Source organism: Bacillus sp. BPN334 (genome assembly GCF_008368885.1).
Taxonomy (GTDB): Bacteria; Bacillota; Bacilli; order Bacillales; family Bacillaceae_G; genus Bacillus_A; species Bacillus_A wiedmannii.
The window spans coordinates 355,198-375,674 of sequence record NZ_QOZW01000006.1; the positions used below are offsets into that span (position 1 = coordinate 355,198).

The 20,477-nt window shown below is 36.3% G+C and carries 25 protein-coding genes; 21 read left to right on the forward strand and 4 right to left on the reverse strand.

The genetic code is table 11. The features are described from left to right. Nucleotides 1–97 precede the first annotated feature (97 nt). The 10 genes from DN393_RS08895 (at nucleotide 98) to DN393_RS08940 (ending at nucleotide 7,658) form a co-directional block, all read left to right on the forward strand. Nucleotides 98–1,624 (forward strand): sodium-dependent transporter, encoded by a 1,527-nt coding sequence (locus DN393_RS08895; RefSeq protein WP_149173458.1) that lies wholly within the window; start codon nucleotides 98–100, stop codon nucleotides 1,622–1,624. Beyond that, nucleotides 1,624–1,722 (forward strand): methionine/alanine import family NSS transporter small subunit, encoded by a 99-nt coding sequence (locus DN393_RS08900; RefSeq protein WP_000016829.1) that lies wholly within the window; start codon nucleotides 1,624–1,626, stop codon nucleotides 1,720–1,722. Before DN393_RS08895 ends, DN393_RS08900 begins: the two co-directional genes overlap by 1 nt. Nucleotides 1,723–1,838: 116 nt before the next feature. Next, the gene (gene spoVAA, locus DN393_RS08905; RefSeq protein WP_064474895.1) at nucleotides 1,839–2,459 is read left to right on the forward strand and encodes a stage V sporulation protein SpoVAA; all 621 of its coding nucleotides are present in this window, start codon (nucleotides 1,839–1,841) and stop codon (nucleotides 2,457–2,459) included. Next, complete coding sequence (spoVAB, locus tag DN393_RS08910) at nucleotides 2,452–2,868, forward strand: stage V sporulation protein SpoVAB (protein ID WP_000572950.1); 417 nt, start codon at nucleotides 2,452–2,454, stop codon at nucleotides 2,866–2,868. The genes spoVAA and spoVAB overlap by 8 nt, the downstream gene beginning before the upstream one ends. A 14-nt stretch (nucleotides 2,869–2,882) precedes the next feature. Continuing rightward, nucleotides 2,883–3,341, forward strand: a complete 459-nt coding sequence (gene spoVAC, locus DN393_RS08915; protein WP_000147730.1) for a stage V sporulation protein AC — start codon at nucleotides 2,883–2,885, stop codon at nucleotides 3,339–3,341. Nucleotides 3,342–3,354: 13 nt separating this feature from the next. Then, the gene (gene spoVAD / locus DN393_RS08920; protein ID WP_064474896.1) at nucleotides 3,355–4,371 is read left to right on the forward strand and encodes a stage V sporulation protein AD; all 1,017 of its coding nucleotides are present in this window, start codon (nucleotides 3,355–3,357) and stop codon (nucleotides 4,369–4,371) included. Between the two features lie 3 nt (nucleotides 4,372–4,374). Further along, nucleotides 4,375–4,725, forward strand: coding sequence for a stage V sporulation protein AE (spoVAE, locus tag DN393_RS08925; protein ID WP_000345909.1), 351 nt, complete (start codon nucleotides 4,375–4,377; stop codon nucleotides 4,723–4,725). 5 nt (nucleotides 4,726–4,730) lie between these two features. Further along, complete coding sequence (gene spoVAEA, locus DN393_RS08930) at nucleotides 4,731–5,300, forward strand: stage V sporulation protein SpoVABEA (protein ID WP_001254417.1); 570 nt, start codon at nucleotides 4,731–4,733, stop codon at nucleotides 5,298–5,300. Then, entirely contained in the window at nucleotides 5,287–6,759 is a 1,473-nt protein-coding gene (spoVAF, locus tag DN393_RS08935) for a spore germination protein SpoVAF (RefSeq protein ID WP_048562394.1), read from the forward strand. Before spoVAEA ends, spoVAF begins: the two co-directional genes overlap by 14 nt. Nucleotides 6,760–6,854: 95 nt before the next feature. Then, nucleotides 6,855–7,658: a Cof-type HAD-IIB family hydrolase gene (locus DN393_RS08940; protein ID WP_064474897.1), complete on the forward strand. Its 804-nt coding sequence runs from the start codon at nucleotides 6,855–6,857 to the stop codon at nucleotides 7,656–7,658. A 31-nt stretch (nucleotides 7,659–7,689) separates the two neighbouring features. On the opposite strand, the gene DN393_RS08945 is transcribed toward DN393_RS08940, so the two are convergent. Continuing rightward, nucleotides 7,690–8,556 carry a DUF1002 domain-containing protein gene (locus tag DN393_RS08945; protein WP_000850512.1) on the reverse strand — a complete coding sequence of 289 codons (867 nt, stop codon included), beginning with the start codon at nucleotides 8,554–8,556 and terminating at the stop codon, nucleotides 7,690–7,692. A gap of 187 nt (nucleotides 8,557–8,743) precedes the next feature. On the opposite strand from DN393_RS08945, the gene DN393_RS08950 reads away from it, so the two are divergent. From DN393_RS08950 to ribT, 3 genes are all read left to right on the forward strand, one after another. Next, a complete protein-coding gene (locus tag DN393_RS08950; protein ID WP_000853785.1) occupies nucleotides 8,744–9,181 on the forward strand; it encodes a peptidylprolyl isomerase in 438 nt (145 codons plus the stop codon). Between the two features lie 218 nt (nucleotides 9,182–9,399). Further along, nucleotides 9,400–9,582: a hypothetical protein gene (locus tag DN393_RS08955; protein WP_064475086.1), complete on the forward strand. Its 183-nt coding sequence runs from the start codon at nucleotides 9,400–9,402 to the stop codon at nucleotides 9,580–9,582. Nucleotides 9,583–9,649: 67 nt separating this feature from the next. Further along, entirely contained in the window at nucleotides 9,650–10,018 is a 369-nt protein-coding gene (gene ribT, locus DN393_RS08960; RefSeq protein WP_000908397.1) for a GNAT family N-acetyltransferase RibT, read from the forward strand. A gap of 20 nt (nucleotides 10,019–10,038) precedes the next feature. Here the strand turns inward: ribT and DN393_RS08965 are convergent, their stop codons facing one another. Both DN393_RS08965 and DN393_RS08970 read right to left on the reverse strand, forming a co-directional pair. Continuing rightward, nucleotides 10,039–10,557: a DUF309 domain-containing protein gene (locus DN393_RS08965; RefSeq protein WP_000283580.1), complete on the reverse strand. Its 519-nt coding sequence runs from the start codon at nucleotides 10,555–10,557 to the stop codon at nucleotides 10,039–10,041. A gap of 97 nt (nucleotides 10,558–10,654) precedes the next feature. Further along, on the reverse strand, nucleotides 10,655–10,750 hold the full coding sequence (locus DN393_RS08970) for a YjcZ family sporulation protein (protein ID WP_000510194.1): 96 nt from the start codon (nucleotides 10,748–10,750) through the stop codon (nucleotides 10,655–10,657). Nucleotides 10,751–10,919: 169 nt separating this feature from the next. On the opposite strand from DN393_RS08970, the gene scpA reads away from it, so the two are divergent. The 6 genes from scpA to phnF all read left to right on the forward strand — a co-directional run bounded on the left by scpA (nucleotide 10,920) and on the right by phnF (nucleotide 16,179). After that, nucleotides 10,920–11,663, forward strand: coding sequence for a segregation/condensation protein A (gene scpA, locus DN393_RS08975; protein WP_001199757.1), 744 nt, complete (start codon nucleotides 10,920–10,922; stop codon nucleotides 11,661–11,663). A 158-nt stretch (nucleotides 11,664–11,821) separates the two neighbouring features. After that, nucleotides 11,822–12,394: a segregation/condensation protein ScpB gene (gene scpB / locus DN393_RS08985; protein ID WP_060488364.1), complete on the forward strand. Its 573-nt coding sequence runs from the start codon at nucleotides 11,822–11,824 to the stop codon at nucleotides 12,392–12,394. A 78-nt stretch (nucleotides 12,395–12,472) separates the two neighbouring features. Continuing rightward, the gene (locus tag DN393_RS08990) at nucleotides 12,473–13,375 is read left to right on the forward strand and encodes a ComEC/Rec2 family competence protein (protein ID WP_098102736.1); all 903 of its coding nucleotides are present in this window, start codon (nucleotides 12,473–12,475) and stop codon (nucleotides 13,373–13,375) included. 207 nt (nucleotides 13,376–13,582) lie between these two features. Beyond that, a complete protein-coding gene (gene nagA / locus DN393_RS08995; RefSeq protein WP_064475087.1) occupies nucleotides 13,583–14,725 on the forward strand; it encodes an N-acetylglucosamine-6-phosphate deacetylase in 1,143 nt (380 codons plus the stop codon). A gap of 4 nt (nucleotides 14,726–14,729) precedes the next feature. Next, nucleotides 14,730–15,518, forward strand: a complete 789-nt coding sequence (nagB, locus tag DN393_RS09000) for a glucosamine-6-phosphate deaminase (RefSeq protein ID WP_064474899.1) — start codon at nucleotides 14,730–14,732, stop codon at nucleotides 15,516–15,518. Further along, on the forward strand, nucleotides 15,448–16,179 hold the full coding sequence (gene phnF / locus DN393_RS09005) for a phosphonate metabolism transcriptional regulator PhnF (RefSeq protein WP_002194085.1): 732 nt from the start codon (nucleotides 15,448–15,450) through the stop codon (nucleotides 16,177–16,179). The genes nagB and phnF overlap by 71 nt, the downstream gene beginning before the upstream one ends. A 70-nt stretch (nucleotides 16,180–16,249) precedes the next feature. Here the strand turns inward: phnF and DN393_RS09010 are convergent, their stop codons facing one another. Next, entirely contained in the window at nucleotides 16,250–17,056 is an 807-nt protein-coding gene (locus DN393_RS09010) for a Cof-type HAD-IIB family hydrolase (protein ID WP_064474900.1), read from the reverse strand. Between the two features lie 165 nt (nucleotides 17,057–17,221). Here DN393_RS09010 and glcT point away from each other — a divergent pair, with 165 nt between their 5' ends. Continuing rightward, nucleotides 17,222–18,070, forward strand: coding sequence for a glucose PTS transporter transcription antiterminator GlcT (gene glcT / locus DN393_RS09015; RefSeq protein WP_048546230.1), 849 nt, complete (start codon nucleotides 17,222–17,224; stop codon nucleotides 18,068–18,070). A gap of 339 nt (nucleotides 18,071–18,409) precedes the next feature. Continuing rightward, nucleotides 18,410–20,473 carry a PTS glucose transporter subunit IIABC gene (gene ptsG, locus DN393_RS09020; protein WP_098102737.1) on the forward strand — a complete coding sequence of 688 codons (2,064 nt, stop codon included), beginning with the start codon at nucleotides 18,410–18,412 and terminating at the stop codon, nucleotides 20,471–20,473. Nucleotides 20,474–20,477 lie beyond the last annotated feature (4 nt).

Below are 20,477 nucleotides of genomic sequence, written 5' to 3' on the forward strand. Positions count from 1 at the left end.
ATTGTAAACTTTCGTAAAAAATGACAGAATTTATTAATAATTCGGTTAATTTAAAATGTAATCCAAGTATGAACTTGTCACAAAGGGGGAAGAAAATATGGAAACGAGGCAACAATGGGGAACGAGGGCTGGATTTATTTTCGCAGCGGTCGGCTCTGCCGTTGGATTAGGAAACATATGGCGTTTTCCTTATACAGCGTATGAAAATGGGGGAGGCGCATTCTTTTTACCGTACTTATTCGCATTATTAACGACTGGTATTTCATTATTGGCGTTTGAATTTGCTCTTGGGCATCGTCACCGTGGTTCCGCGCCACTTACGTTCTTCCGTATTAGTCCGCGTGCTGAATTCATCGGATGGTGGCAAATGTGTGTAACATTTATCGTTTCAACATATTATGCAGTAATTATTGCTTGGTCTATTTCATATACGTACTTTGCAATTACTGGAGCATGGGGGAAAGACACGCAATCATTTTTATTTAAAGAGTACTTACATGTTGCAGATAAGCCAGGGCAGTTTGGGGGGCTTGTGCCGGAAGTATTGATTCCATTAGCTCTCGTTTGGATTATTGTGCTTGGTGTTGCATTCAAAAGAGTTAAAAAAGGAATCGAAGTGGTTAACCGCATTTTCATTCCTTTACTAGTTGTTATGTTCCTTATTATCGTAGTTCGTGCAGTGACGATGGAAGGTGCGATGCAAGGATTAGATGCATTCTTCAAACCAGATTGGAGTCGTATTTTTGATGGGAAGGTATGGCTTGCTGCTTATGGTCAAATTTTCTTTAGCTTATCTTTAGCATTTGGAATTATGATTACGTATTCTAGTTATTTACCGAAAAACTCAGATACAACAAATAATGCCTTTATTACTGGCTTTGCAAACTCAGGATTTGAATTATTAGCAGGGATTGGGGTCTTTGCAGCGCTTGGATTTATGGCAAACAATATGGGAGTACCAGTTGATAAAGTAGCAAGTGCTGGTGTAGGACTTGCATTCGTAGTATTCCCGCAAATTATTATTGAATTACCGATGTCACCATTATTTGGCGTATTGTTTTTCTTATCATTAACGGTTGCCGGAATTACATCCCTCATTTCGCTTGCGGAAGTATGTTTTGCGGCCGTATCTGAAAAGTTCAGCTTAAGCCGCCAAAAAACAATTGGAATTATGGGAACGCTTCTCGTACTAGTGTCTCTTGTTTTTGCAACACGTGGTGGGCTTATGATCCTAGATGTTGTTGATTATTTCGCTAATAACTTCGGGTTAATTTCAATTGCATTAGTGGAAGTAGTTACGATAGGGCTCATTCTACGCCGTTTACCAGTTTATCAAAATCACGCAAACTTCGTATCTGATATTAAGTTAGGGACGTTTTGGAGAGTGAGTTTACTCGTTATTACCCCGCTTATGTTAGGATACATGTTAATTGATGGGACAATCCAAAATATTAAAAAGAACTACGGAGATTATCCAACGGAGTTTGTCGTAACATATGGTTGGTCAATTGCAGCAGCGTTCCTTATCGTTGCACTAATCATTAGTATAAAGAAATGGAATGCACAAATACATTCAGATTCTGCTAAGCTTGAAAAAGAATGGAAAGATCGGGGTGTTTCATAATGAGCGGATCAGCGATTATGATGATGGTTATTGGTATGGTAGTCATTTGGGGAGGACTCGCATTAAGTATTGCAAATTTATTTAAGAAAAAGGCATAAACTAAAAAACATCTGTACCGAAACGGTACAGATGTTTTTTTATGAAAAAATTGTATTAGAAAAAAATTCAATAACCATACTACAACTACGAGGAAGAGTGAAGAGGTGAATGGAAATTGGAACAAACAATTTATATTAAAATGCGTAATCGATTAAAAGTTTCTCCTACGTATGAAGTGAAACTGGGTGATGTCGCTCAACTTGCCGGAGATGCTATGGTAGTTGAATTATTACAGAATGAGGTAGTTTACAAAATAACAGCGCATGATAAGACGCATGTTGTAATTGATGTTATGAAAATTATTGAGATTATTCAACAAAAAGCGGCTCATATACAAATTAATTTACTCGGTTCTGGACAAACTCTTGTTGAAATTATATATGAAAAAAAGAAAGTACATCCGATTTTCTTCGGACTTGTATGGTTGTTACTTTTTATTGGAGCGGCTCTTGCGATCATTTATTTCCATGAAGATGTAAGTATGCAACAAGTACACCAGCGGTTATATTACATGATTACGGGAGAATTTAAGGCACAGCCACTTCTATTTCAAATTCCTTATTCAGTAGGTCTTGGGTTAGGCATGGTTTTATTTTTTAATCATGTATTTCAAAAGCGAATTAATGAAGAGCCGAGTCCGTTAGAAGTGGAGATGTTCCAATACCAGCAGTCACTTGACCAATATGTAATTGTTCATGAAAACAAGGACAATATGAAACAACTTGCCGATGATTGAGTCTGGGCTTGTTATTTTAATTGGTTTAGCGGGAGGAATTGCAGTAGGTAGCGGATATGTCGCATTTTTAGCTGTACTTGGTATAATCCCCCGACTAGCTCAATTAACGAGAAGTGGAAAGCACATTCAATATTTTGAGTGGGCAGTTATTGCAGGTACGTTAACAGGAGCTTGGTGTAGTTTGAAAAACATTACATTTCAAACATCGCAATATTGGCTTGTTATACTAGGACTATTTTGTGGCACATTCATTGGAATGCTTGCAGCCGCATTAACAGAAGTGTTAAATGTTTTACCTATTTTAGCGAAACGAGTAGGGGTAGAAGGGAAAATTGTTGTTTTACTCGTTGCTCTTGTACTTGGCAAAGTAATAGGCTCATTGTTTCACTGGATTTATTTCGTAAAGTAGGAGGCAATATATAAATGACAGGGCGAAAACTAAAGGATGATTACATAAATAAAGTGAAGGAGTACCATCCAAAACCAAACTATTTCCTAAATTGTGTCAAGGCATTTCTTGTAGGTGGATTCATTTGTACTGTCGGAGAAGTATTAATGAAATTTTATATACATTATTTTCATTTCAGTGAACAAGAGGCAGGAAATCCGACAGTTGCAACGCTTGTATTACTATCGGCGATTTTAACAGGTTGTGGTGTATATGATAAAATCGGTCAATTTGCTGGAGCGGGATCGGCCGTACCTGTTACAGGATTTGCGAATTCTATGGCGAGCGCTGCGCTAGAACATAAGAGTGAAGGAATTGTGCTTGGGGTTGCTACAAATATGTTTAAGCTAGCGGGAAGTGTTATCGTTTTTGGGGTCGTTGGTGCATACGTTATTGGATTAATAAGATATACTTTTAACATTTTTATGTCTTAAAGGAGGGGCTAGTATGAGGTTGACTGGAAAACAAACGTGGGTATTTCAAAATGATATTTATGTGAATGCAACCGGTACTGCTGTTGGTCCAAAAGAAGCTGAAGGCCCTCTTGGGAAGGATTTTGATATTTCATATGATGATTTACATTGCGGAGAGGAAAACTGGGAACTTGCTGAACGAAGATTAATGTCAGATTCAATTCAACAAGTCTTGCAAAAAGGAAATGTAAAAACATCACAAATCGACTTTTTTTTAGCGGGTGATTTATTAAATCAAACAGTGACAGCAAATTATGTTGCACGTAATTGGGGGATTCCCTTTTTAGGGATGTTTAGCGCTTGTGCAACCTCGATGGAGACTTTAGCGGTTGGATCAGCCTTTATAGATGGTGGATTCGCAAATCGTGTTTTAGCGACGGTAAGTAGTCATAATGCAACGGCTGAAAGACAGTTCCGTTATCCAACAGAGTATGGGGGACAGAAACCAGGAACAGCAAATTCCACTGTTACAGGTGCGGGATCCATATTAATTAGTAAAGAAAAAAGTGCAATTAAAATTACGGCAGCTACGATTGGGAAAGTGCAAGATTTAGGGATTGCGAATCCTTTAGATATGGGGTCGGCGATGGCACCTGCTGCTGCTCATACAATTCAACAACATTTTGAAGATTTGAAGAGGAGTGCAGCAGATTATGATTTGATTGTTACCGGTGATTTATCAGCTATTGGGACACCAATCGCAAAACAACTGTTACTGGAAGAAGGTTATGATCTTGGGCATATATATAATGATTGCGGATTAATGATTTATGATTCCGGTCAAGAAGAAGTATTTGCCGGTGGTAGTGGTTGTGCTTGTTCAGCTGTTGTCACATATGGTCATTTATTAAGCGAGATGCAAAAAGGGAATTTACAACGAATTTTTGTCGTTGCTACTGGCGCGTTATTAAGTCCGATGATGATGCAGCAGAAAGAAACCATTCCAACAATTGCACATGGTGTCGTATTTGAGAGAGTGAAGGGAGAGTGAATTGTGGATTTTATATATGCATTTCTTGTAGGAGGCGCCATTTGTGTAATTGGACAGGTATTGTTAGATTTCGCAAAGTTAACACCAGCCCATTTAATGGCTACCTTTGTAGTTATAGGAGCAGTTTTAGATGGATTCGGATTGTACGATAAGCTTATAAAGTTTGCTGGTGCTGGTGCGACAGTTCCTATTACAAGTTTTGGACATTCACTATTACATGGGGCAATGCATGCGGCAGAAAAACACGGATATATTGGGATTGGTATGGGTATGTTTAGTTTAACGTCTGCAGGCATTTCTGCAGCGATATTATTTTCATTTTTTGTAGCACTTATATGTAAACCGAAAGGATAAATCAAATGAGACGAAGGGTTGTTTTGGTCACAGATGGGGATGAATATGCAAAGCGGACAATTGAGCTTTTAACGAAGGAATTTGGGGGAAGGTGTATTTCAGCATCACAAAGTAATCCAACCAAATTGACAGGGAAGAAAGTTGTTGAGCTTATTATGCAAACGCCATATGACCCTGTATTTGTCATGTTTGATGACAGTGGATTTATTGGAGAAGGATCTGGTGAAAAGGCTTTAAAATATGTAGCCACACATAAACAAATTGATGTACTGGGGATTTTGGCAGTAGCGTCTAACACACATCATTGGGAATGGGCACGTGTAGATGTCAGTGTAGATCGGAACGGGAATTTAACCGAATACGGTGTTGATAAATTTGGACTTCCAGATGGTGAAATTGGCAGAATTAGCGGAGATACAATTTATTGTTTAGATGATCTGAATGTTCCTGTCATTGTGGGAGTTGGTGATATTGGTAAGATGTGTGGAAACGATGAATGGGAGAGAGGATCACCTATTACTAGAAAAGCGATTCAATTAATTTTGGAAAGGAGTGGTTTTTATGACGAAACCTAAAAAAGTGGAAATCCCTATTTCATCTTTCATAAGTGATAATGAAAATTACTTAAAGCAAACAGCTGGACTGGGTGTTACATACGACGTTGGCATTCGTAAATTTCAAATTTTGAATAAAGAAATTGGTGTGTTATTTGTAAATGGACTTTGTGATACAAATTATATTATCCCTATTTTAGAAGAAGCGGTGGATACAAATGAGATAAGGGATGTAGAAGAAGATACAGTGAAGCTTTTAGAGAATCGTTTAATCCATCAACAAGTAAGCAAAGTGAAAACGATGGATGAGGTAATGCTTCAAGTATTATCGGGACTCATCGTTATATTTGTGGAAGGTGAAACGGAAGCGTTCGCAATAGATGTTCGTAGTTATCCGGGCCGGACGCCGACAGAACCAGATACAGAAAAGGTAGTACGTGGTGCAAGGGACGGATTTGTTGAAAATATCGTTGTAAATACAGCGTTAATTCGTAGAAGGATACGTGACCCACGTCTTCGAAATGAAATGATTCGAGTAGGAGATAGATCACAAACGGATGTTTGTATTACATATGTACAAGATGTTGCAAATCCGGATTTAGTTAAAATTATAAAACAAGAATTAAATAACATTGAAGTAGACGGGATTACGATGGCGGATAAAACGATAGAGGAATTTGTAGTTAAACAAGGCTATAATCCCTTCCCGCTTATTCGATATACAGAAAGACCAGATGTAGCAGCAAATCATCTATTAGAAGGACATGTGTTAGTACTCGTTGACACATCGCCAAGTGCTATGATTACACCGACAACATATTTTCATCATTTACAGCATGCAGAAGAGTTTAGGCAAAATCCAGCTGTAGGTACATTTTTACGTTGGGTACGTTTTTTAGGTGTTATATTTTCACTGTTCTTATTGCCATTTTGGTTAGTGTTTGTTTTTGATCCAACTCTTTTACCGGAAAGTCTTGCTTTCATTGGACCGAACAAGATGACGCATTTACCAATTTTATTACAAATTTTGATGGCCGAAATCGGACTCGAATTTTTAAGGATGGCTGCCATTCATACACCGACATCATTGTCGTCTGCAGCAGGATTAATTTCTGCCATATTAATTGGTCAAATTGCCATTGATGTAGGTTTGTTTGTACCAGAAGTAATTTTATACGTAGCAGTTTCTATGATTGGAGCATATGCAACACCGAGTTATGAATTAGGGCTTGGGAATAAAGTCGGAAAGCTATTTGTCATTATTTTGACAGGTATATTTCATGAAATGGGATTTGTAGTTGGAATGACGATATTGATTTTATTTTTAACGTCTATAAAAAGTTTACAAACACCGTATTTATGGCCGTTTTTACCATTTGATTGGGGAGCGTTAACAAAAATTCTACTCCGTCCAACGATGTCTAGTTTAAAAGTGCGCCCAAGTATTGTAAAACCTCAAAATGTAAGAAGGCAAAAATAAGCAGGATTAATCTCCTGCTTATTTTTTATCGAAAATTTATTGTTTTTTAACAAAAATCAAACATTTTTTGTGTACACTTAGAGTAGATATTGTGTATGGAAGGGGAAGAGGACATGATTAAATTATTTGTAAGTGATTTAGATGATACGCTCGTTTACAATGTGAATCATATGCAAAAAGAAGATGAACGTGCACTTTGTTGGTTAGCTGAAAAAGGGACAAATATTTGTTTTGCCTCTGGCCGCTTTACTCATCGAATTGATGAAGTCGTAAATAGGTTTGCATTCCCGTATTACACAACTAGTTTAAATGGAGCAACGATGTTACTGCCGGATGGAAAAATATTTCATGAATCAAGTTTTGAAGATGGGATTGCCCAGGAAATATATCGATATATCCATAAAAAGAGACTAGCAGATATTGTTTGTGCAAATGAGCAACGGTATACAAAAAGAAAGAATGAACATCATCATACTTTTGAAACGTATATGGGCGTGCATATTGCTGAAATAGAAGCATTAGAAGAGGAATTTGGTAAGACTGTACATCCTGCGAAATTGTTTGTTTTTGGGGAAGAAGAGACAATTGCAGCATTAGATCAAGAGTTACGAGATACATTTCAGAGCGAAGCGGAAGTTTTTATGTCGGGTAAACGCTATGTTGACATTATGCCAAGGGGAGTAAGTAAAGGGAGTGCTTTAAGGCGACTAATGGAACATTTACAAATTGAAGCAAATGAAATTGCATGCATTGGCGATTCTTTCAATGATATTTCTATGTTTGAAGTAACTCCGCATTCATTTACTCTACATCATGCTCATCCATATGTGAAGGAGAAGGCAAATCATATTGTTCGTTCGGTCGAAGAAGCTGTTATGAAATTGCCATTACTTGTATAAAAAAAGAAGCTCGTCACTGACGAGCTTCTTTTTACTTGAATAACGATTTAACAAAATCAATGATACTTGAGAAAAAATCTTTAACTTTATCTAGGAAACCTTGCCCTTCTTCAGATCCTAAAAAGGCAGAAACGTGTTCTTTTGCTTTATTTAACTGACTGCCAACTTGATTCCAATCGATATTAAGATTTTTCATTTTATCAAATAGCGCAACTAAGTTATCTAACTGTTCATCCGTTAATGTAATGCCAAGTTGATCCGCAATTTTTTGAATTAATGAACGTAAATCTTCAGTCGTTTTTGGCTGTTCTTTGGCAATTTCTTCTTTAATTTTTGCAACAAGTTGAACTGCTTTTTCTTCACCAATTTTATCGCCGAGCTGGGCTGTTTGCACCATTTCTTCATTGGCTACTTTTTTTACTTCCTCAGGAATTGCTTTGTTCGATGTTGTTTCATAGGCTTTCATTAAACCGGTTAAAGCAGCAGTTCCTGAAACTTTAAATGGTGCAGTAATTTGAATTTCTGCATCTTTCACACCTGCTGTAATAAGTGCGTTTGTGTACATTGCATCTGTTATCGAATTAATGTTTTTTGAACGTACAATGAGACCAGACCCTGGTTTTGTGTATGTAATCATAGAAGAGGAAATTGCTCTCGTACCAATTTGCGCTTTTGGAACAATCCCTTCTAGAAATTTATGTTCTTCCGCATTAGACACAGTAATGATTGTAGCATCCTTTGGTGCTTTCATTTCTTTTAACAGATCTTGTTTTTGTTGTTCAGACAAGTTTTCTCCTAGTGTAACAATTGATTCTCCTTCGATGATGTCTGCAAACGAAGCTGTTGGCATCATAAATACCGTTACAGCCAATAGCAGAGCTAGTAATTTCGTTTTCACGAAAAATCGCTCCCTTTCTCTTTCTAAAATTTTCGGGCAACACAGTTATTATAGTATATATTTCTTATTTGTCACCTAGCTTTTTCCACATTTCGAAAAAGAAGTATCTAGATTGTCGGATTCTTTTTGTTTCTAGTCATGAATGTGGTAATATAGTGCTGAGATAGTTGAAAGGAGACATATACGTATGAAAACTTTAGGATACATATTAATGGAAAATGGTGAAAAAATCGATTTAGAATTTTTCCCAGAAGAGGCACCAAAAACAGTAGAAAACTTTAAAAAATTAGCAGAGCAAGGATTTTATGATGGTGTGACATTCCACCGCGTTATTCCTGGCTTCGTAAGTCAAGGTGGAGATCCAACAGGAACAGGTGCAGGTGGCCCAGGTTACTCTATCCCATGTGAAACTGATGGAAATCCTCATAGACATCTTGTAGGTTCACTTTCTATGGCTCATGCTGGCCGTAATACAGGCGGTAGCCAATTCTTTGTTGTTCATGAGCCACAACCGCATTTAGATGGTGTACATACTGTATTCGGTAAAGCAACAAGCGGTATTGAAACAGTATTAAACATGCGTCAAGGCGATGTAATGAAAGAAGTTAAAGTTTGGGAAGAATAAGTTAATGGGAAAAGAGAGCTATGGCTCTCTTTTTTGTTTTTTTAATAGGAATGGGTATTTCGTTTGCAGTACATGATACAAGTAGTACTATATTGAAGCGAAAATATGGCGCCTATAAGAACAAAATTTTAACAAATTACATAGAATACATTAAATTACATGTTTCAAGAAATATTTTTATTACATTAATTTTGCTAGAATTCATTTGCGCTCAGGTGATGAATATTGAAGTGGTAATGAGCGGTGGATGTTTCTTTTTGCTTTCATATAACAGCGTTTCTTCTTTAATCTACTTAGAAAAAATAGTACTGAAACATATATTTGACTTTCTTCTTTTCGCTTTGTATGATTATCAAGTTGTTTTAGGCCCTTCTCACTCTGTTGAAAATATTGTAAAATGAATGTGATATGAAAAGAGTGGTTGAGGGGATTAATAGTTTGTAACTTTTGTAAGAAGGGATAAGGGTTATGTTAATTCGTTTTAAAAAAAGTTATGAAAAGATTGCAATGGGGCTTCTTTCATTTATGCCAACTGAAAAAGATGTAAAAACATTACAATTGACTATGAAAGATTATGAAGCAAAGGATGATTGGCAATTGTATTTGTGGAAACAAAACGAAGATTTTGTTGGGATAATGGGGATTGTAAAAAAAGAGAATCAAGTGTTGGAAATTCAGCATTTGAGTGTGAACCCGTCTCACCGTCATATGGGTATTGGGACGAAGATGGTTCAAGAGTTAAAGAGTAAATTTCTTGAGTTTACAATTTGCGGAAATGAGCAAACAGCAAGTTTTTGCAAAAAGTGTAAAGGGCTAGAACAAAATATACATTCGTGAAAGCAGAGATAAGTAGTTTATTATCTCTGCTTTCTTTTTTGTAATTGTTCGTTTCGTTCAGCGATGACCTCTGTTCGATCACGTAATGTGTGCTTATGTATTATATATTCATTAGAAGTAGCATTCACGTCTTTCCAAGGAAGGTTTTGTTTCTGACATAATTCCATGCAGTGCTTTTCTAATGCTGTATCCGATAATGGTAAAAATAACGGTGTAAAACTCTCTTCTTTCTGTATAGATTGCAATCTATCCTGGAGTAAGCATAGAAGTTGTGTCTGATTTATTCCTAAACGTAGTAAAGGTGCACTGTTTATTTCTAAAATCTTTATGGCGCTTTTCATCATTTTCTCTGCGCCATTCCAGTTAGAGCGTCTTTGATGGTATAAAGAAACTGCAATTTGAATAAGACCGACTAAATAATTATCACGATTTTCTCTCGGTTTTGTTTTCCAATATTCTTCCAGTATCTCGTGGCATTCAAAATAATCATAATCTCCGTGAAAATGAATTAAAAATTGGATGTATTCGGTAGGATACATTTTCTTCACCCCTGTTTAACGGTTATAAATACAAGTTTATCATAGAAATATAAACAATAAACGACTAGGGAATTTTCCCTAGCCGTTATTGTTCATATTAGCAGAAGCAAGCTGCCCCTACAATAATTAGTAAAATAAACAATACAACAAGTAATGCGAACCCACCGCTAAAACCGCAATCAACGTGACCCATAGTTTTTTGACCTCCTACATTGTTCTTACTACACTGTTATCATATGAAGCGGTGGGCATGATGACATAGGCATAGGTCTATTTTTAATTAAATTTCTTAAAAAGGTTGGATAGAACATGAGTATGCTCTATACTTATGTTGTTATAGAAAAAATGTGGTGGGATGCTTTGTGCAGTATAATTTTAAAGTAGAGGCTTTTGAAGGGCCTTTAGATTTATTGTTACATTTAATACATCGTTATGAAATTGACATATATAATATTCCTGTAGCGGAAATTACAGAGCAATATTTATCTTATGTTCATACGATGAAAGAACTACAATTAGATGTTGCAAGTGAGTATTTAGTAATGGCTGCGACTTTATTACAAATTAAAAGTAAAATGTTGTTGCCGAAACATGAAGAAGATGTACTTGATAACGGTGATGACTTTATAGATGATCCTCGTCAAGAATTGATGGAGAGGTTAATTGAATATAAGAAATATAAGCAAGTTGCTACTGAGCTAAAAGAAAGAGAACAAGAAAGAGCACAGCTATATACACGTCCGCCAATTGATTTTACATCGTTGCAACAAGAAGAGGAGACAAACTTGCCTCTTGATGTTACGTTATATGATATGCTAGCGGCATTTCAAAAATTAATGCGCCGTAAAAAAGCAAAGAAACCTGTAACAACACGTATTACTCGTCAAGAAATACCAATTGAAAAGCGCATGATTGATATTTTAAAACAGTTAGAAATACAAGGTGGTCGTCAAAGTTTTTATGATTTGTTTGTTGATGATGAACGGGAAATAATGGTTGTAACATTTTTAGCGGTTCTTGAGCTTATGAAAAATCAACAAATCATAATTGAACAGGAACATAATTTTGATGAAATTTTCGTATCAAGCTCTACTAAATCTGCATAGAGTTAGTATGGAAAATGGGATGGAAATAATATATCTCATGCTAGGTTTGAATGTATCGTTTGGAACAAGAGAAAAAATATTGAACCGAACGCATTGATTGTGATTCGGTTTTTTGATGTGTATTTTTATGGAGAAAATTGGAGGAAGGAGCTCGTAAAATGGATAGAAGAGAACAGAAATCAATCATTGAAGGGCTTTTATTTGTTTCTGGTGATGAAGGGATTTATCCAGAACAAATAGCGAAAGTGCTTGAAATTGAAGGAAATGAAGTAATCGATATTTTAGAAGAAATGCAAAAAGAATGTGAAGGTGCACACCGCGGTTTGCAAATTGTACAGTATGCAAAAGTATATCGTTTTGCTACAAAGAAAGAACATGCTTCGTACTATCAAAAATTAATAGATATCCCAACAGCTGCTTCACTTTCTCAGGCTGCTTTAGAAACGTTAGCGATTGTGGCATATCGTCAACCTATTACAAGGACTGAAATGGAAGAGATTAGAGGGGTGAAAACCGATAAGGCGTTACAAACGTTAGTTTCACACTTACTTATAAAAGAAATGGGAAGAGCAGAAGGTCCAGGGCGTCCTATTTTATATGGAACAACGAAAGAATTTTTGGATACATTTGGATTGAAAACATTAGATGATTTACCGGCACTTTCTGAAGAGAATGAACAAATGAATGAAGCAGATTTATTCTTTGGTTCTTTACAGGAGATATCGAAATAAAAGCTTAGCATTTTGCTAAGCTTTTTTTGTATATCAATTATATACCGTGCCATACTAATTGAAAAAAGGAGACGAGTTATGAGAAGTATGCGAAGTATTTTATTGTTAGTTTCTGTTTTGTTATGCTTTTCTTTAAATAGTGCATCGGCCAAAAGATATATGATGTCTATTCATACCGCGTCTCCTTTACATATGCAGCGGCAACATTTTGGTAAAATGAAAGTGAGTTTTTTAAAAGTTGGGCAAGGTGATGCGACACTTATTACATTGCCAAATGGACAAACGATGTTAATTGATGGGGGACCTTATGAAGCAGGTGAGGTTATCATTCAAAAACTAATCGAAAAAGGGATTAACCATTTAGATGCTATCGTCAGTACGCATCCTGATATGGATCACATTGGAGGACTCATTCCGATTGTAGAGCAAATGCCGGTAGCACTTATATTAGATAGTGGAAAAACATATAGTTCTTTTACGTATCACACATACCGGAATCATATTAAAAAAAGAGGAATTCCTTTCGTTTCAGTAAAAGAGGGACAATACATACCGCTAGATCCGCATGTTTCCATACAAGTATTAAACAATGGGAAATCAAAAGATGAAAATAATGAATCTTCAATTGTGTTAAAGGTACGATACGGAAAAGCGGATTTTTTACTAATGGGTGATGCTGATGTGCGGACGGAAACTGAAATATTAAAGCAATTTGATGTACATGCAGATGTGTTAAAGGTGGGACATCATGGCTCCTATACTTCAACAAATGAAATGTTTATAAAGAAAGTAGAACCGCAGTTTGCAATTCTTTCATATGGAAGCAGAAATCCGTATGGACATCCGCATCAAAGTGTAGTGAGACGCTTAAAACAGCATGGTATAATGATATATGGAACAAACAAACGTACAGTAGAAATGGAAACAGACGGCGAGCATATTACAATAGGCTCTAGTGGATTAATGCCATTACTTAAGTGAGTAATATGATAGGGGATATTCTCCCTTTTTGGAAAACTGAATAACATATATTATAATTGCAAGAGACGTACTAAGTTTCCTTTTTGTTAAACAAAGAGGAAATTTCATTCGAATGTATAGACAACTACTCGTGCATATATTAAGATGGAATTAGGCGAATAAGGTAATAATAACAAGTAGGTATTTCATGGGAAAGGATCGATGAAAATGAAAACGCAAGTTGTCATCAATGCCAAAATTTATACAGGTCAAGAAGTAGTGGAAAACGGATTTATTCGTTACGCAGAAACAATTAAAGAAATTGGTTTGATGGCTCAATATGTATCACAAGAAAATGAAGCGGTTTTAGATGCGGCAGGGAAGATTGTGATTCCAGGTATGATTGATGTTCATATTCATGGTGGGTACGATATTGATGCGATGGATGCAAATAGCGATGGATTAGTAACTCTAGGTAAAGAAATGTTAAAAGAAGGAGTTACAACTTACTTTCCAACAACAATGACACAAGCTCCAGAAGCAATCGAAGCGGCACTACATGCTGCGAAGGAAGCGAAAGAAAAAGGAGCACATTTCGAATATATTCACTTAGAAGGACCGTATGTTTCAAAAAAACGTGCAGGTGCACAACCACTTGAACATATTGTTCCTGCGAATATTGAACAATTTAAACAATGGCAGGAAGCAAGCGGGAATCTAATTAAATTAGTAACATATGCACCTGAAGAAGAAGGTGCGTTAGAATTTGAGCAGTATCTTGCTGAAACTGGTGTTGTTGGCACAATGGGGCATACAGATGCAATTGATGCGCAACTAAAAAATAGAAACATTACACATGCAACGCATTTATACAATCAAATGCGTGGATTACATCACCGTGAACCAGGAGTTGTTGGTCATGTGTTATTAAATCCAGATGTAATGGTTGAAGTAATTACAGATGGTATTCATATTGACCCTGATATGGTGAAATTAGCATATAAATTAAAAGGACCGAAAAAAGTAAGTGTTATTACTGACGCAATGCGTGCAAAAGGTCTTGAAGATGGATTATATGAGCTTGGCGGACAGCCAGTACATGTAAAAGATGGTAGTGCTCGATTAGAAGATGGAACGTTAGCTGGCAGTATTCTAAAAATGGATCAAGCTTTCCGAAATGTAATTGAATTTACAGGTTGTTCAATCGAAGATGCAGTACTGATGACATCAGTTAACCAAGCAGAAGAGTTTGGATTAAATCATAAAGGTGCATTAGTGGTAGGAAAAGATGCAGACTTTGTTGTGATGAATGAAGATTTACATGTATATGATACGGTTCGTTTAGGAATTCATATGAAGGAAGGGAAGTAATTAAATGAATATTCTTGTTGTAAAAACTCCAGAAGAACTAGCAGAAGCAGGTTATAAATTAATTGAAGAAGTTGTAAACACAAAAGAAAATCCAACATTAGGAATGGCTACAGGAAGCTCTCCATTAGGTATTTATGCAGAAATGCGAAAAAATAAACTTGATACAAGCCGTGTAACCACTGTAAACTTAGATGAGTACGTAAATTTACCACATGAAGATAAAAACAGCTATCACTATTTCATGCAAGAACAGTTGTTTGATCATCTTCCATTTAAACAAACTTATGTACCAAACGGGATGGCAAGTGATTTAGAGGAAGAGTGCAAACGTTACGAGGGCATTCTAGCTGCTAACCCAGTTGACCTACAGATTCTTGGAATCGGTGAAAACGGTCACATCGGATTTAACGAACCAGGAACACTGTTTAATTCTCCAACAAACATTGTTGAATTAACAGAGTCTACACGCCAAGCAAACCTTCGCTTCTTCGAAAAAGAAGAAGATGTGCCAACTCATGCGATTACAATGGGGATTGGAAGCATTATGAAAGCGAAACAAATTCTACTTGTTGCTATGGGTTCTAAAAAGGCAGAAGCTGTGAAAGAATTATTACAAGGTGAATATAGTGAAGCGTGTCCTGCTACAGTTTTACAACGTCATCCGAATGTAACCGTAATCGCTGATCAAGAAGCTCTATCTTTATGCAGTGAGGCGATTGCTGATGAACATCGACAAGTATTCACCATTTCCGATCTATTATCAGATTCAAGAGTGGGTGAAACAGCTAATTGAGGACGGCGAATGGAAGCCGGGAGATAAAATCCCATCTGAGAATGAACTTTGCGATAAGTTCGAAGTGAGTCGTATGACAATCAGACAGGCGATTAATAATTTAGTGGAACAAGGTTATTTATATCGGAAACGTGGAATCGGTACGTTTGTCCAACTTCCGAAAGTGGAACAAAAATTGCAAGGAATGACGGGATTCACAGAAGATATGATTTCTCGTGGGATGAACCCAAGTAGTCAATTACTTAGTTTCCGCCTAGTTCCAGCTACTGCAAAAATAGCAGACCGGTTGAGAATACAGGAGGGAGAGTCGGTTTATGAAGTGAGGCGTATACGCTTAGCTGATGATGAACCGATTGCTTTTGAGACGACATATTTGTCGCCAGCTCTTGTAAAAGATATTAACGAAGAAATATTGCAACAATCTTTATATGAACATTTAGAGAAAAAACTGGGCTTTAAACTTGTTAGCGCTACTCAATCAATTGAAGCTTCAATTGCAACGGATAATGAAGCTGAACATCTGCATATTCCTAAAAAGGCGCCAGTGCTTGTAATGCGTCAATGGTCATATTCAGAAGGTGAAGTACCGTTAGAGTATGTGAAATGTATTTATCGTGGGGATCGTTATAAGTTTATTACAAACATCGCACGTAACAAATAATATATTTCAGTTTGTGAAGTACAGTTAATGTCAAATTGTTTAACATGTAAAGAAAAAATACGACTCATCCTTATAAGGAGTGAGTCGTATTTTTATTATGAGCAATTACGTGGTTAACAGCATCTTTAACTGTATTTACTACATAGTGAGCGTGTTCTTTTACTGCGTCATCTGCTTGAAACATAGCAAAACTGTGAGGAGTTAAAGAAAACATCGGGATATCATTATAAGAATCCCCTATGCAAGCAACTTCCTCTGGTTGTAGTTGAAACTCTTTTAATAAAACAGAAATAGCAGCCCCTTTACTAATATTAGGTGGCATTACATCTAAACATTGTTCTGCTGAAATGAATGTACTAACTTTTCCGTGGAATTGTTCATCAATTTTTTTCTGAAGGAGTTGTAAGCTTTCCTTTGTTCCACCGACAGAGATTTTATTTGGAAAAATTGTATCATCAATTTTCTGTAATAGACGCGGTTCTTCAACAGAAGTCATCGTTACTTGTTGTTCAAGTTCATGAATAAATGGTGTTTTCTCTTCAATGTAATAATTATGCTCATCACTTACATAACGAAAATAAGGATCTTCATTTGTCATTGCTAACAGATCAGGTAGAATACTCGAATCGAATGTTGCGGATAATAGTTGCTTGTTTTCATGTGTGTACACGAAAACACCATTTACACTAATACGATGGAAATTTGTATTTACAGCTTTCATTAAGTCTGCAATTTCATTATCCAGTCGGCCAGAAGCGAAACAAAGAATAACATTTTGCTCAGCAAGACTACGAAGTGCTACAATATCCTGTTCGTCAATTAACCCTCCGTGTTGCATCATTGTACCATCGATATCACTTACAAACATTTTAATCATGTTGTTATCCCCTTTCTATGTACAGTTGCTCTTACATTATACGCATCATATATAAACATGTCTAAAAAACGAATTTTTATGAAATGGTAGATGTTTTATATTGACGACAAAGAAGAATGTTCTGTAACATAAAAGCAGGCTATTTAAGTACGAGGGTGGTGTTATATGAGTAATTATCTAGAAATTAAAAAAGTTTTAAATAATAATGTCATCATTGCTAGCCATCCTGAACATGAGGAAGTAGTAGTGATCGGTAAAGGAATTGGATTTGGGAAAAAAGCGAAAGACATATTGGAGCAAGAACAAATTGAAAAAATGTTTGTTTTAAAAAATGAACGTGATCGTGAACAATACAAACTGTTAGTGCCGCATGTGAGTGAAAAATTAATCGAATTAATGAATGATATTATGTTCTACATTCAAGAAAAAGCAAAATCACCATTGAATGAACATATTCATATCGCTTTAACAGATCATATTTCTTTTGCGATTAAGCGGTTAAAACAAGGACTTACAATTGATAATCCTTTTTTAGTTGAAACGAAAATGCTCTATCCAGAGGAATATGAAATTGCTGAAGGTGTTGTAGACCTTTTAAATTCTCGTTTGCAAATTACATTGCCAGAAGGAGAAATTGGTTTTATTGCACTCCATATTTACAGTTCACTTACAAATTCAGATTTATCTTCAGTTAATCAAAACTCCCGTCTCATTGCACATCTTGTATCTTTAATTGAGACAAACTTACAAATTACATTAGACCAAGAAAGTATCCACTACTTACGCCTTATTCGTCATTTACAATATGCTATTGAACGGGTGAAAAAAGGGGAGAAAGTAGAGGAATCACAAAGTTTTGCTGATTTATTAAAGGCGGAATATCCCGTCTGTTATAATTTAGCTTGGAAGCTAGTTAAGGTCATGCAAAAAGAATTGCAACTTCCTGTGTATGAAGCAGAGAGCATATATTTAACGATGCACCTGCAGCGCTTAGTGAAAGCAGAGCATGTGTAAAAAGACATATATTTTTGTCTAAAATGAAAACGTTAAAAAAAATCATTGAATCGCTTACAATAGTTATGTATAATAACTATTGCAAAGTTATACAAATTTCGACAAACACATTAAGGTAAGTAACGAAAACGTTTGCCTTAATTATAGTGAACTTATACGTAAACCTATTTTTGACACGTGTTACTGATTCGATCAGGCATGAGTGGAGAAAAGCAAGGAATGTAAGCTAGAGAAAGGGATATACTACCCTTTGTATAGCTATCGTTCTATCTTTTTTTCCTCATGTCTTTTTGGCGTTTGTCGGAAGGTATCAATATAGATAAGAGAGGAAGGGTTTCCATGTTTAAGAAGATCTTTGGTGTTCTTCAAAAAGTCGGAAAAGCGTTAATGCTTCCAGTAGCGATTTTACCGGCAGCAGGTATTTTACTTGGATTTGGTAATGCATTTCAAAATCCACAGTTAACAAATGTTATTCCTGCTTTAAAAGCAGATTGGTTCGTAATGGTAGCAAAAATTATGGAACAATCTGGTGATATTATTTTCGCTAACCTTGCATTATTATTCGCAGTTGGGGTAGCAATTGGTTTAGCTGGTGGAGACGGAGTAGCTGGATTAGCAGCGTTCGTCGGCTACTTAATTATGAACAAAACGATGAGTGTGTTCTTAGAAGTAGATAAGTTAGTGAAAGTAACAAGTTCTGGAGCAGACCCAGTAAAAATTGGATTTACAGATCCAGCATATGCAAACGTATTAGGAATTCCAACGCTACAAACGGGAGTGTTTGGTGGTATTATCGTCGGTATAGTAGCCGCATATTGCTACAATAAATACTTCAACATTGAATTACCATCATACTTAGGTTTCTTCGCAGGTAAGCGTTTCGTACCGATCGCAACTGCAACATTCTCTTTAGTAGTAGGTATAATCATGTGTTTCATTTGGCCATACATTCAAGGTGGCTTAAATACGTTCTCACATCAAATGATTGATGCAAATAGAACATTAGCAGCATTCATATTCGGTTTAATTGAACGTTCATTAATTCCATTTGGATTACATCACATTTTCTATTCACCGTTCTGGTTCGAATTCGGTCAGTATACAAATGCAGCTGGCGAATTAATCCGTGGTGACCAAAAAATCTTTATGGCACAGTTAAAAGACGGTGTAGAAATAACAGCAGGTACATTTACAACTGGTAAGTATCCGTTCATGATGTTCGGTCTTCCAGCAGCAGCATTAGCAATGTACCATGAAGCACGTCCTGAAAATAAAAAATTAGCAGCGGGTATTTTAGGCTCTGCTGCATTAACATCTTTCTTAACAGGTATTACAGAACCACTTGAATTTTCATTCTTATTCGTAGCACCAGTACTGTTCGGAATTCACGCAGTATTCGCTGGTCTATCATTTATGACAATGCAAATTTTAGGTGTTAAAATTGGTATGACATTCTCTGGTGGTTTAATCGACTTTATGTTATTCGGTGTACTACCAGGCCGTACAGCATGGTGGTGGGTAATTATTGTTGGTCTTGTACTAGCAGTTATTTACTACTTCGGATTCCGCTTTGCAATCCGTAAATGGGATTTAAAAACACCTGGTCGTGAAGTAGCAAATGCGAATGACGGCGCAGGTAAAACAGAAGCAGGAGAACTTCCACGTGAAGTATTAGTAGCACTTGGTGGTAAAGAAAACATTGCTTCTTTAGACGCTTGTATTACTCGTTTACGTGTTCAAGTTAACGAACAAAAGAATGTAAACAAAGATCGCTTAAAAGAGCTTGGAGCAGCTGGTGTACTTGAAGTTGGAAATAACATTCAAGCTATTTTTGGACCGAAATCTGACACATTAAAATCACAAATTCATGATATTATGTCAGGTCGTACACCTCATGTTGAAAAAGAAGAGCCTGTAAAGGTAGAAGAAACTCCTAAACAAGTTGATGAAAACGAAACAATCGTATCACCAATTGAAGGGAAAATCTTATCGATTACAGAAGTACCTGATCAAGTATTCTCAGGAAAAATGATGGGAGACGGATTTGCAATCGAGCCAACAGAAGGAACAGTAGTTTCTCCAGTTAACGGTGAGATCGTCAACGTATTCCCTACAAAGCATGCAATTGGTATTCAATCTGAAGGCGGAAAAGAAATTTTAATCCACTTCGGTATTGATACTGTAAAATTAAATGGTGAAGGTTTTGAAGCACTTGTAGCACAAGGCGACAAAGTGAAACAAGGACAACCATTATTAAAAGTAGATCTTGCATTTGTAAAAGAAAATGCACCATCTATCATTACACCAATTGTCTTTACGAATTTACAACAAGGACAACAAGTCGAATTGAAAAAAGATGGAAATGTTAAGAAGGGCGAAAACGCTATTATTGACATTCAGTAGGAAT